The following is an 11,666-nucleotide window of genomic DNA, read 5'->3' as shown; positions in this document are numbered from 1 at the left end:
TCCGCGCGCCGCGAGCCAGAATTTGAGGCCCCTTTTTACAGCGTCATCGGAAAAAGGGTCCTCAAATTGTGGCGGGAGGCGCGCCCCTGATCCCCGATCCCTGATCACTTATTATCATCCAGCATCCCATCAAGGGGCCGGATCACGATCCTCTTCTTCTCCACATCAATGCTCAGGACGACGCTGTCGATGGCGGGGACGAGGAGCTCCTCGCCGCCTTCAGAGACGACCTCGTATACGTCGCTGCCCCCTGCGGCGAATATGCGCGCAACGCGCCCCAGGGGCGTTCCGTCCTCGGTCACGACCTCCATCCCCTCTATCTCGTGGCAGTAGTACTGGCCCGCCGGGAGCTCGACGAGCGTCTCCTTGCTTATGAATACCGCCGAGTTCGTGAGCAGCTCCGCCGCGGCCCTGTCGGAGACCCCTTCGAGCCGGACAAAATTAGAGCGGCCGTGCTTTCGCAAGGCCGCCACCGTGTAACCGATCCTGCCCTTCCCCTTTGAGTCTTCCAGGATGATCCGGCCGCCGGCGCCCACCGGGCTTGCGCCGCTCATCCAGTGGACCGCGCACTCGCCCTTGAGGCCGACCGCGCGGCCGATGCGGCCGCAGCGTATGAAGTTGCCGCCGCCCATCACGCCGCCTTCCGCCACAAGGACCTACTCCAGTATCTCGAGCACGGAGCGCTTGCGAAGCTTCGTCGATGCTGCCGAGAGGATCGTGCGAAGCGCCCGGGCGGTGCGGCCCTGCTTGCCGATCACCTTTCCCAGGTCCTCCTTGGCCACGCGCAGCTCTATGACCGTCGTCTGCTCGCCCTCGAGCTCGGTCACCTCGACCTGGTCGGGCTTGTCCACCAGCGCCTTCGCCATCATTGTAATCAGCTCTCGCATCGCTTCCTCCTCCGATTACTGCAGGGTCCGCAACAGCTGGGATACGGTCTCAGTGGGCACTGCCCCCTTGCCCATCCAGTACTCGATGCGATCCTTCTTGCCCGTAACCCTCTTCTCCCTGTTCTTCGGGTCGTAGGTGCCCAGCACCTCTATGAACGAGCTGTCGCGAGGATTGCGCTCGTCGGTGACCACGATGTGGTAGAAGGGCTCGTGCCTCTTGCCGCGCCTCGCAAGCCTGATCTTCACTGACATACAACCTCCGTAGATATAAATAAAGCAATTCGTTAAAAGCAGGGATAGTCGGCGCGCTTTATCAGGAAAATGCCCGGGAAGTCAAGCCCTTGAGTAGCGCTGCCCCCGTCTTCCCGCGCGAGAGCTGTTTCATCATCTTCTCCATTGTATCGAATTCCTTGAGGAATCTGTTGACCTCTTGGACCTTTTGTCCCGAGCCCTGCGCTATCCTTTTGCGCCTGGAGCCGTTTAAAATCCGCGGGTTCGCCCTCTCGGCCGCGGTCATGGAGAGGACTATGGCCTCCTTGCGCCGCATCGCCCCCTCCATCTGAGCGCTGTCCATCCCCCGGGCGATCCCTGCCATGCCGGGCATCATGCCGAGCACCTTCTCGAGCGGCCCCATCCTCCGGAGCATCTTCATCTGAGAGAGGAAATCCTCCATGGTGAAGCGGCCGCTCGCGAAGGCCCTGCCCAGCCCGTCCGCCTCATCCTCGCGCACCTCCGCGGCGACTTTCTCCACCAGCGAGACCACGTCCCCCATGCCGAGTATGCGGCCCGCCATCCGCTGCGGGTGAAACGGCTCCAGATCGCCCAGCCCCTCGCCCACGCCCGCGAAGAGGATCGGCCTGCCGGTGACGTGCCTGACCGAGAGCGCCGCGCCGCCGCGCGCGTCGCCGTCCAGCTTGGTCAGCACAACGCCCGTGATCGAGAGCGCCTCGTCGAACGCGCGGGCGGAGCGGACCGCGTCCTGGCCGGTCATCGCGTCCGCGACGTAGAGCACGCGCTGCGGGGACGCCTCCTTCGCGATGTCGCGCACCTCGCGCATCATCTCCTCGTCGACGTGCAGCCTGCCCGCCGTGTCGATTATTACGGTGTCGTGGCCGATCTTCTCCGCGTGCCTGAGCGCGGATTTCACCGCCTTCGTCGCCCTCTGGCCGCGCTCGGTCCGCCAGCACTCCACTTCCGCCCGGGCGGCCAGCTGGGCGAGCTGCTCGATGGCGGCAGGGCGCTGCACGTCCGCCGGCACGAGCAGCGGCCTGCGGCCCCGGCGGCGGCACCAGAGCGCGAAGCGCGCCGCGGCGGTCGTCTTCCCGCTGCCCTGCAGCCCCACGATCAGGGCGACCAGCGGAGGGGCGCACGCGAAATCGAACGGCACAGGCTCGCCCCCGAGGACGCGCACCAGCTCGTCGTGCACGACCTTGGCGAACTGCTGCGCCGGCGTGATGGAATCGAGGACCTTCCCGCCCACCGCCTGCGCCGCCACGGCGTCCACGAACTCCTTGACCACGCCGAAGTGCACGTCGGCGGCGAGGAGGGCGAGCCTTATCTCGCGCGAGGCGTCCCTCACATCCGCCTCGGAAAGCCTGCCGCGGCCGGAGAGTTTTCTGAATGTGGTGGAGAATGCGTCCCTGAGAGCGCCTAGCACCTGTCCGCCCCTCCCAGCTCCCGCTCGATCTCGGAGGCGATCATGGCGGCGAGCCTCGTGGTCTCGGGCTCGTCCTCGGCCTCGACCATGACGCGCGCGATGTTCTCGGTGCCGGAGTAGCGGACGAGCAGCCTGCCCCTGTCGCCGAGGGCGGCCCTCGCCTCGGCGATGGCGGACGAAACCCCGGGCATCCCCTCGAGCGGCCTCTTCTCCCGGACCCGGATGTTCACCACAGTCTGCGGGAACGGCGTGAACACAGAGGCCACCTCCGAGAGCGGCCTGGCCTGCTGAAGCATCACGGAGAGCACCCTGAGCGCCGCGAGCGTGCCGTCGCCGGAAGTCGTGTGGTGCAGGAATATGATGTGGCCGCTGGTCTCCCCGCCGAGGTTGAGCTTCTCCCGCCGCATGGCCTCCATGACGTAGCGGTCGCCGACGTCGGTGCGGATGAGGCCGATCCCCTTGTCCCGCAGCGCGACCTCGAGCCCCATGTTGCTCATCTTGGTGCCGACGACCGTGTCCCTGGCGAGGCTCCCCTTCGATTTCAGGTGGAGGGCGCAGATCGCGAGTATCCCGTCGCCGTCCACGATCCTCCCGCGCTCGTCGCACATGATCACGCGGTCCGCGTCGCCGTCGAGCGCCACACCCGCGTCGGCGCCGGAGTCGCGGACGATCTTCGCCATGCGCTCCGGGTGCAGGGCCCCGCAGTCCACGTTTATGTTCGTGCCGTTCGGAGAGACGCCGGTGGTGATCACCTCGGCGCCGAGCTCGGAGAGGACCGCGGGCGCCACCCTGTAGCCGGCGCCGTTGGCGCAATCGAGCACGATCCTCATCCCCTCGAGCGAGAGCCTCTCCGGAAAGGTCCCCTTGAGGTGCTGAATGTAGCGCCCTCCCGCGTCGTCGATTCGATAGGCCTTTCCGACCTCGCACGGCCCGGCGCGCATCGAGTCGAGCTCGCCTCCGAAGACCATATCCTCCATCCTGCGCTCGACCTCGTCCGGGAGCTTGAAACCCTCGTTGTCGAAGAACTTGATGCCGTTGTACTCGACCGGGTTGTGCGACGCGCTCACCATGACCCCCGCATGGGCCCGCATGCTGTGCGCGATGAAGGCGATGCCCGGCGTGGGCAAGGGGCCCACGAGCATGGCGTCCATCCCCATGGAGCAGATGCCGGACATGAGGGCCGACTCGAGAACGTACCCGGAGAGCCTGGTGTCCTTGCCGATGACGATCCTGCCCAGGCCCGGCGCGTCGCGGAACACCACCGCCACCGCCTGGCCGAGCCTGTAGGCCACAGGCCCCTCCATCGGCCAGCTGTTGGCTATGCCGCGAACCCCGTCGGTCCCGAACAATTTTCTAGTTTCACCCCCCATTGCAGATCCTTCTGCGCTTCTCAGCGCCTCAGCTTCCTAGCCTCTCAGCTTCTATCTTTTCCTTTCACCTTCTTTGCTTCTATATCTCCTGCAGCCTCTCCACCACCTTCTTTATCACCCAGCTCGGCGTGGAGGCCCCGGCGGTCACGCCGATCACGCTCTTGCCGGCGAAATCCCCCTGAACCAGCTCGGTGTCGTCCTCTATGAAGAAGGTCGGGGTGCCCATGCTGCGCGAGATCTCGGCCAGACGGTTGGTGTTGGAGCTGTTGCGGCCGCCCACAACGACCATGGCGTCCACCCGGCCGGCAAGCTCGCGCACCTCCTGCTGGCGCTGGTCCGTGGATCGGCAGATCGTGTCGAAGACCACGCAGTCACGGTAGCGGCGCCTTATGAGATCGACCAGCCTCTCGAACTTCTCGCGCTGCTGGGTGCTCTGCGAGACCACGCACACCTTGCCCAGATCGTCCGGCAGCGATTTGAGCTCCTCCTCGGAGCTGATGCAGGCTCCGCGCCTCTCGGCGAAGCCCAGCAGCGCCTTCACCTCCGGGTGTTCGCGGTGGCCTATTATTATGATGTAGTAGCCGAGCTTCAGGTGGCGGCGGACCGTGCCCTGGATGATCCCCACGTCCGGGCAGGTGGCGTCGCATATCGAGGCGCCGCTCTGCTCCAGCCTCTTGCGCTCCGCGGGCGGCACGCCGTGGGTGCGTATGGCCACGGTCCCCTCGATCCTGTCCGATATCTCGTCGATCACGCCGATGCCCTGCTCCCTGAGCATCTCCACCGCCTGCGGGTTGTGGATGAGTGGGCCGTAGGTGAACACCGGCCCCCGCTCCGGGCTCTTCGCGACATCGAGGACCTTGTTGAAGGCGCGCTGCACGCCCCAGCAGAAGCCGGCCGACTTCGCGACTATTATTTTCTTCCCGTCAGCCATCGCTCTCCGCCGAATCTGGCTTCTGTATCCCCTTGGCCACGTTGTCGAGGATGCCGTTGACGAACGCGCCGCTCTCCGCGCTGCCGTACTTCTTTGCTATCTCCACGGCCTCGTTGATCGTCACCTTGGCCGGTATGTCCGGGCAGCTCATGAGTTCGAAGACCGCCATCCTGAGTATGTTCTTGTCGACCGCGGCCATGCGCGAGATCTTCCAGTTCGTGGAATGGCCGGATATCGCCTCGTCGAGCGCCTCGCGCCCCGCCACCACCCCGCTCACGAGGAACTCTGCGAACTCCCTGGCGCCCTGCTGCGAGTCGTGCTCGTCGAAATAGGACGCGACCGCATCCGCGGGACTCTGGCCGGTGAGCTCGATCTGGTAAAGAACCTTGAGCGCGCTCTCGCGCGACTGACGCCTGGTGCCCATTGTGCCCTACTTGATCCCCTTGATGGCGTTGGCCGTCTCGATGGCGGAGAGGGCCGCGGCGGCGCCCTTGTTGCCGTCCTTTGTGCCGGCCCTCTCGATCGCCTGCTCGAGTGTGTCGGCGGTGATCACGCCGAACGATATCGGCACGCCGGTCTCGAGCATCACCGAGGAGATGCCGCGGGCCATCTGGGCGGCCACGTGCTCGAAGTGCGGGGTGGAGCCGCGGATCACCGCGCCCAGGCAGATGACCGCGTCGTATTTGCCCGTTTCGGCCAGGGCCTTGGCGGCCAGAGGCAGCTCGAACGCCCCGGGGACCTTCACGACGACGGTCGCGGCCGGATCGCCGCCGCTGCGGCCGATCACGTCGAGCGCGCCGTCGAGCAGACGATTCGTTATGAAGTCGTTGAACCGGCCCGCCGCTATGGCGAACTTGAGCCCCTTTGCGGTCAGCTGCCCTTCGATTACCTTTGGCATATGCACCTCTCTCTTTCGTGACTCGTTACTCGTGACCAGCGTGATATCACCAGTCACCAGTCACCAGTCACGGGTTCATGCTTTTTGTAACAGGTGTCCCAGCTTCTCCCTCTTCGTCTTGAGATAGAACATGTTGTGCCTCCCGGGCTCGACCTCTATGGGGACGCGCTCGACGATCTCGATCCCGTAGCCCGCCAGCCCCACCACCTTGCGCGGGTTGTTCGTCATGAGCCTGAGGCTTCTGACGCCTAGGTCGACGAGTATCTGCGCCCCTATTCCGTAGTCGCGCAGGTCGGCCCTGAAGCCCAGCCTCTCGTTGGCCTCGACCGTGTCCAGCCCGCCGTCCTGGAGCGCGTAGGCGGCGATCTTGTTGTGGAGCCCGATGCCGCGGCCCTCCTGCCTGATGTAGAGCAGCACCCCCCTGCCCTCGGCGGCGATCATGTCGAGGGAGCGCGCAAGCTGCACGCCGCAGTCGCATCTGCAGGAGCCGAAGACGTCGCCGGTCAGGCACTCGGAGTGGACCCTCACCAGCACCGGCCCCGCTCCGGAGATGTCGCCCTTCACCAGGGCCACGTGCGTGTGCGCGTCGATCGCGGTGCGGTAGGTGATCACGCGGAAATCGTCGCCCTGCTTGAGCGGGAGGCGGGCCTCCGACGAGCGGGAAACGAGCGACTCGGTGCGCATGCGGTGGCGGACTATCTCCGCGACCGAGACGATAGGTATCTTGTGCCTTGCCCCGAACTCGACGAGGTCGGGCATGCGCGCCATGGTCCCGTCCTCCTTCATGATCTCGCAGATCACGGCAGCCGGGGTGAGCCCCGCCATCCTCGCCAGATCGACAGACCCCTCGGTCTGGCCGGTCCGCACCAGCACCCCGCCGCGGCGCGCGCGGAGCGGGAAGACGTGGCCCGGCCTCGCGAAGTCCGACGGAGCGGCAGAGGGGTCGGCAGCGAGCATGATCGTGCGCGAGCGGTCGGCCGCCGATATGCCGGTCGAGACCCCCTCCTTCGCGTCGATGGACACGGTGAACCCGGTCTTGAAGGCGGAGGTGTTGTCCGAGACCATCATCGGCAGGTCCAGCTCGTCGGCACGCTCCTCGGTCAGGGCGAGGCAGACGAGCCCGCAGCCGTGGCGCGCCATGAAGGCGATCGCCTCCGGGGTCGCGTGCTCGGCCGCGACGGTCAGATCGCCCTCGTTCTCGCGGTCCTCGTCGTCAACGAGGATGAGCATCCGGCCGGAGCGCATGACCCCCAGCGCCTCGTCCACCGGGATGGTCGAGCGATCGTGCCCGGTATTTATGTCGACTATGTCCATCCGATTTTCGTGACCCGTGACCCGTGACCCGTGACCTGCGTGTTTCCGCCAGTCACCGGTCACCAGTCACCAGTCACGATCTTAAAAGCCGTGCTTCTTCAAAAACTCCTCGGTTATCTTGGAGCCCTTCTCATATTGCTCGCTGTCCAAAAACGTAAGCTTTTCAACATATTTGCCTATAATGTCAACTTCCAAGTTCACGCTGTCGCCCGGCCTCTTCGACTCGAATGTGGTCTCGAGCTTCGTGTGCGGGATCACCATGACCGAAAAGCGCCTGCCCTGCACGGCGTTGACCGTGAGCGAGACGCCGTCCACAGCGACCGATCCCTTCTCGACCACGTACCTGGAGAGGCCCTCCGGGATCTCGATCGAGAACTCCCTGCAGCCTGAATGCTCTTTGATATCAATCACTTTGCCTATGCCGTCCACGTGGCCCTGCACGATGTGGCCGTCGAGCCGGTCGCCGAGGATCCTGGCGCGCTCGAGGTTCACCGCATCCCCGGGGGCGAGCCTGCCGAGCGTGGATTGGGCCGCGGTCTCGGGGGAGATCTCCGCCCAGAAGCTGCGGCCGAGCCTCGATGTGATCGTGAGGCAGCAGCCGTTCACCGAGATCGAGTCGCCGACGTTGGCCCTCTCCAGGTCGAAGTCGCACTGTATCTCGATCTCGACGACCGAGCCCTTGCCCTTCGTTGAGCGGACCCTGCCCACCCCCTCTATTATCCCTGTGAACATCGTCGCCTCAGCATGCCGTCGATGAGAACGTTGTCCCCGAGGGCCTTTATCTCGACATCCTCGAGCTCGATCGCCTCGCCCATATTGCGGAGGAGGAGCCCGGGCATGAGCTCCGCGCCGCGCGTCCCCAGGAACTTGGGGGCGACGAAGATCGCCATCCGGTCCACGAGTCCCTGCCCCACCATTTCGGAGATGAGGCTCCCGCCCCCCTCCACCAGCACCGATGCGATCCCCATCCTGCCGAGCGCGGCCAGGGCCTCGCGCATGTCGACCCTGCCGCCTTTCGTCTTCGTCTCGACGACCTGATGTCCCATCGCCCTCAGCTCGTCCGCGCGGGCCCTCGGCGCCCTGTCGGTCGTGAGCACGATGAGCGAGCCCGCCGCCCTCTTCATGAGCGTAAGCCCGTTCGGGATGCGCAGCCTGCTGTCGGCGACGACCGCCCTCCGGGGGAGAGCGCGCGCGCCGGGGAGCCTCGCCGTGAGCGAAGGGTCATCCGCCAGCGCGGTCCCTATGCCGACCATCACCGCATCGTGGCGCGCCCGAAGCGTGTGGCCGAAGGTGCGCGCCTCTGCGTTCGTTATCCACCTTGAGGAGCCGTCGGCCGCCGCGATCCTCCCGTCGAGGGTTACCGCGGCCTTTGCGGTGACGAACGGGACGCCGCTCTCCATGAGCCTGTTGTAGGCCGCGTTGATCGCCCGGCACTCGTCGCGGAGAAGGCCCACCTTCACCTCCACGCCGGCCCGCCGGAGAGCCGCGACCCCCCTGCCGCGCACGGCGGGGTTGGGGTCGATCGCGCCCACGAATACCCGGGCCACCCCGGCCCGCACGATCGCATCGGTGCACGGAGGCGTGCGGCCGTGGTGGCAGCAGGGCTCGAGCGTCACGTAGAGGTCGGCGCCCCTTGCGCGTGCGCCCGCGTCCCTGAGCGCGTTCACCTCCGCGTGGGCGGCCCCCGCCCTCCTGTGAAATCCGCGGCCGATCACGCGCCCGCGGCTGACGACCACCGCCCCGACCATGGGGTTCGGCGAGGTGCGGCCCGCGCCCTCGAGCGCAAGGGCCAGCGCCAGCTCCATCGCCTGTTCTTTGCTCATCTTCGCCATGGTTTCGGCCGGCTCACTTCGCCGTGTTGTTCCTCCCGAGCAGATCGGAAAGCTCGTGCATGAACTCGCTTATGTCCTTGAAGGAGCGGTAGACCGAGGCGAAGCGCACGTAGGCCACCTCGTCCAGGTCGTGAAGCTCCGACATCACGCGGGCCCCTATGTCCTGGCTCTTTATCTCCGCCTCGCCGAGCTCAAGGGCCCAGCGCTCTATGCGGTCGACCACCGCGTCGATCGTCTCCGTCGAGACCGGCCTCTTCTCGCAGGCCTTCTTGATGCCTGAGGCGATCTTGGCGCGGTCGAACGCCTCGCGGCGTCCGTCTTTCTTAGCCACCGCCGGCAGCGGCTCCTCCACGCGCTCGTAGGTGGTGAAGCGCTTCCCGCAGCCCTCGCATTCGCGGCGTCGGCGTATTATCAACCCGTCCTTGGAGAGGCGCGAGTCGATGACCTTGCTGTCCTGCCTTGGGCAGAATGGACATTTCATAAACCTCAGCCTTTACCTATATATCGGAAATCCCTCGCAGAGCCCACGCACCTCCGACTTCACCTTCGCCTTGAGCTTCTCGTCCGAGATGTTGCGCAAAACTCCCGCGATCCAGCCCCCTATGATCTTCATCTCCGGCTCCCTCATCCCGCGGGTCGTCATCGCCGGGGTGCCTATGCGTATGCCGCTGGTGATGAACGGGGAGCGGGTCTCGCGCGGGATCGTGTTCTTGTTGACCGTGATCCCCGCCTCGCCGAGCGCCGCCTCGGCGTCCTTGCCGGTGATGCCCGCGTCGGTGAGGTCCACGCTGAAGAGGTGGGTGTCGGTGCCGCCGGAGACGATCCTGAACCCCTGCTCCGCGAGCTCGCCGGCAAGCGCCCTCGAGTTGGCGACGATCTGCCTGCAGTAGTCCCTGTACGACGGCTCGAGGGCCTCCTTGAAGGCCACCGCCTTGGCGGCGATCACGTGCATGAGCGGACCGCCCTGGATGCCGGGGAATATCGCCTTGTCGATCTGTTTCGCGAAGTCGGCCTTGCACATGATGACGCCTCCGCGCGGGCCGCGGAGCGTCTTGTGGGTGGTCGAGGTGACGTACTCGCAGTGCGGTATCGGGCTCGTGTGGAGGCCGGTCGCGACCAGCCCCGCCGGGTGGGCGATGTCGGCCATGACCAGGGCCCCGACCTCGTCTGCGACGGCGCGGAACTTCGAGAAGTCGATGTCGCGCGAATAGGCGGATGCGCCGCATATGATGAGCTTCGGGCGATGCTCCCTCGCGAGCACCGCGATCCGATCGTAATCCAAAAGCTCCGTCTCAAGGTCCACCCCGTAGGAGACGACCTTGAAATAGGTGCCCGAGATGGAGACCGGCGAGCCGTGCGTGAGGTGGCCGCCGTGTGAGAGGTTCTGCCCCATGATCGTGTCGCCGGGCTTAAGCGCGGCGAAGTAGACCCCCATGTTCGCCTGGCTGCCCGAGTGAGGCTGGACGTTGGCGTGGTCGCAGCCGAAGAGCTTCTTGAGCCTCTCGCGGGCGAGATCCTCCGCCTCATCCACGTACTCGCAGCCGCCGTAGTAGCGCTTGCCGGGATACCCCTCCGCGTACTTGTTCGTGAGCGCGCTGCCGAGCGCGTCGAGGACCCGCTTCGAGACGAAGTTCTCCGAGGCGATGAGCTCGAGCTTGTACTCCTGGCGCATGAGCTCCATCTCTATCGATTTCGCTATCTCGGGATCGAACCGCTTGAGCTCCTCGGAAATCATCTCGGCCTCCTGTGCGGAAGGTGGACGCCCGTGCACTGCGGCGCGGCGCCGGCGCGTCACGATTTCTGATCTATCTTGGCGACCCTGGCCTCGTGGCGGCCTCCGTCGAACGGGGTCTTGAGGAATATCTCCAGAAGCCGCGCCTGCGCAGCCTGGTCCTGCTTGCGGGCCGCGAGGCAGGCGACGTTGGCGTCGTTGTGGCGCCGGCTCATCTCCGCGTCGAAATCGTCGTGGAGGACCGCGGCACGCACCGAGGGGAAACGGTTGGCGGCCATGCACATGCCGATCCCGGAGCCGCAGACGAGAAGGCCCCGCTCGGCGGCGCCTTCCGCGACCGCCTGCGCGACGAGCCTCGCGTAATCGGGGTAGTCGCAGCTGTCGGGGGAGGAGGTGCCGAAGTCGCGGACCTCGTGCCCGTCCTTGACGAGGCGCTCCTTGAGCGTCTCCTTCGTCATGAATCCGGCGTGGTCGGAGCCTACGGCTATGCGCATGATACGCCCCTTTGGCTACTGCAGCCTCGCGGAGAGGAAGTCGACCGCGTCCTGGACGCAGCGGATCGACTCCGCCTCCCCGTCGGTTATCTCGATGTCGAACTCCTCCTCGAGGGCCATGATGAGCTCGATCATGTCGAGCGTGTCGGCGCCGAGGTCCGAGGAGAACGAGGCGTCCGCGGGTATCTCGTCGGCGGCCAGCCCGAGCTGCTCGGCCACTATCTCCTTGACCCTGTTCTCAGCGCTCTCCATAGGGCAAGGCCCCCTTCCCTAGTCGGCCTGCTTCACGATCTCGCGGCCCTTGTAGAATCCGCAGTGGATGCAGACCCTGTGGGGGAGCTTCGGCTGCTTGCACTGCGGGCAGGTCGAGAGGCTGACCCTGGGGAGCTTCGAGTTCGCGCTGCGCCTCATGTTCTTGCGTGATTTTCCCTGTCTGTTCTTTGGGACTGCCATTTCCTGCTCCTTTCAAAAAGCAGTGACTAGTGACTGGTGACTAGTGACTGGTATGTTTTCGATCTCCCGTCCGCCCCTTAGCCTTAACCTTAACCTTA

Annotated in this window: 16 protein-coding genes; all 16 read right to left on the bottom strand. The window is 65.6% G+C overall.

The window, feature by feature from the left end:
* Window positions 1-104 precede the first annotated feature (104 nt).
* The 16 genes from rimM to rpmF all read right to left on the bottom strand — a co-directional run bounded on the left by rimM (window position 105) and on the right by rpmF (window position 11,568).
* Window positions 105-650 (bottom strand): 16S rRNA processing protein RimM, encoded by a 546-nt coding sequence (gene rimM / locus JXA24_02905; GenBank protein ID MBN1282707.1) that lies wholly within the window; start codon window positions 648-650, stop codon window positions 105-107.
* A 6-nt stretch (window positions 651-656) separates the two neighbouring features.
* Window positions 657-887: a KH domain-containing protein gene (locus tag JXA24_02900; GenBank protein ID MBN1282706.1), complete on the bottom strand. Its 231-nt coding sequence runs from the start codon at window positions 885-887 to the stop codon at window positions 657-659.
* 15 nt (window positions 888-902) lie between these two features.
* A complete protein-coding gene (rpsP, locus tag JXA24_02895; protein MBN1282705.1) occupies window positions 903-1,139 on the bottom strand; it encodes a 30S ribosomal protein S16 in 237 nt (78 codons plus the stop codon).
* Between the two features lie 61 nt (window positions 1,140-1,200).
* Window positions 1,201-2,544 carry a signal recognition particle protein gene (gene ffh / locus JXA24_02890; protein ID MBN1282704.1) on the bottom strand — a complete coding sequence of 448 codons (1,344 nt, stop codon included), beginning with the start codon at window positions 2,542-2,544 and terminating at the stop codon, window positions 1,201-1,203.
* Complete coding sequence (locus tag JXA24_02885; protein ID MBN1282703.1) at window positions 2,538-3,914, bottom strand: phosphoglucosamine mutase; 1,377 nt, start codon at window positions 3,912-3,914, stop codon at window positions 2,538-2,540. Before JXA24_02885 ends, ffh begins: the two co-directional genes overlap by 7 nt.
* Window positions 3,915-3,993: 79 nt before the next feature.
* A complete protein-coding gene (gene ispH, locus JXA24_02880; GenBank protein MBN1282702.1) occupies window positions 3,994-4,845 on the bottom strand; it encodes a 4-hydroxy-3-methylbut-2-enyl diphosphate reductase in 852 nt (283 codons plus the stop codon).
* The gene (nusB, locus tag JXA24_02875) at window positions 4,838-5,269 is read right to left on the bottom strand and encodes a transcription antitermination factor NusB (protein ID MBN1282701.1); all 432 of its coding nucleotides are present in this window, start codon (window positions 5,267-5,269) and stop codon (window positions 4,838-4,840) included. The genes ispH and nusB overlap by 8 nt, the downstream gene beginning before the upstream one ends.
* A gap of 6 nt (window positions 5,270-5,275) precedes the next feature.
* Window positions 5,276-5,743 (bottom strand): 6,7-dimethyl-8-ribityllumazine synthase, encoded by a 468-nt coding sequence (locus JXA24_02870; GenBank protein MBN1282700.1) that lies wholly within the window; start codon window positions 5,741-5,743, stop codon window positions 5,276-5,278.
* 75 nt (window positions 5,744-5,818) lie between these two features.
* Window positions 5,819-7,057, bottom strand: coding sequence for a bifunctional 3,4-dihydroxy-2-butanone-4-phosphate synthase/GTP cyclohydrolase II (locus JXA24_02865; GenBank protein ID MBN1282699.1), 1,239 nt, complete (start codon window positions 7,055-7,057; stop codon window positions 5,819-5,821).
* An 81-nt stretch (window positions 7,058-7,138) separates the two neighbouring features.
* Window positions 7,139-7,789 carry a riboflavin synthase gene (locus JXA24_02860; protein ID MBN1282698.1) on the bottom strand — a complete coding sequence of 217 codons (651 nt, stop codon included), beginning with the start codon at window positions 7,787-7,789 and terminating at the stop codon, window positions 7,139-7,141.
* Complete coding sequence (ribD, locus tag JXA24_02855; protein ID MBN1282697.1) at window positions 7,774-8,880, bottom strand: bifunctional diaminohydroxyphosphoribosylaminopyrimidine deaminase/5-amino-6-(5-phosphoribosylamino)uracil reductase RibD; 1,107 nt, start codon at window positions 8,878-8,880, stop codon at window positions 7,774-7,776. The genes JXA24_02860 and ribD overlap by 16 nt, the downstream gene beginning before the upstream one ends.
* 22 nt (window positions 8,881-8,902) lie before the next feature.
* Window positions 8,903-9,370, bottom strand: coding sequence for a transcriptional repressor NrdR (nrdR, locus tag JXA24_02850; GenBank protein ID MBN1282696.1), 468 nt, complete (start codon window positions 9,368-9,370; stop codon window positions 8,903-8,905).
* A gap of 12 nt (window positions 9,371-9,382) precedes the next feature.
* On the bottom strand, window positions 9,383-10,624 hold the full coding sequence (locus tag JXA24_02845; GenBank protein ID MBN1282695.1) for a serine hydroxymethyltransferase: 1,242 nt from the start codon (window positions 10,622-10,624) through the stop codon (window positions 9,383-9,385).
* Window positions 10,625-10,680: 56 nt separating this feature from the next.
* On the bottom strand, window positions 10,681-11,115 hold the full coding sequence (rpiB, locus tag JXA24_02840) for a ribose 5-phosphate isomerase B (GenBank protein MBN1282694.1): 435 nt from the start codon (window positions 11,113-11,115) through the stop codon (window positions 10,681-10,683).
* Between the two features lie 15 nt (window positions 11,116-11,130).
* On the bottom strand, window positions 11,131-11,367 hold the full coding sequence (gene acpP / locus JXA24_02835; GenBank protein MBN1282693.1) for an acyl carrier protein: 237 nt from the start codon (window positions 11,365-11,367) through the stop codon (window positions 11,131-11,133).
* Window positions 11,368-11,385: 18 nt separating this feature from the next.
* Window positions 11,386-11,568, bottom strand: a complete 183-nt coding sequence (rpmF, locus tag JXA24_02830) for a 50S ribosomal protein L32 (protein ID MBN1282692.1) — start codon at window positions 11,566-11,568, stop codon at window positions 11,386-11,388.
* Window positions 11,569-11,666: the final 98 nt, after the last annotated feature.

This window comes from Pseudomonadota bacterium (genome assembly GCA_016927275.1).
In the GTDB taxonomy this organism is placed as follows: Bacteria; UBA10199; UBA10199; order 2-02-FULL-44-16; family JAAZCA01; genus JAFGMW01.
The sequence above is the reverse complement of the archived record's forward strand: the minus strand, read 5'-3'. Positions and strand labels throughout refer to the sequence as shown.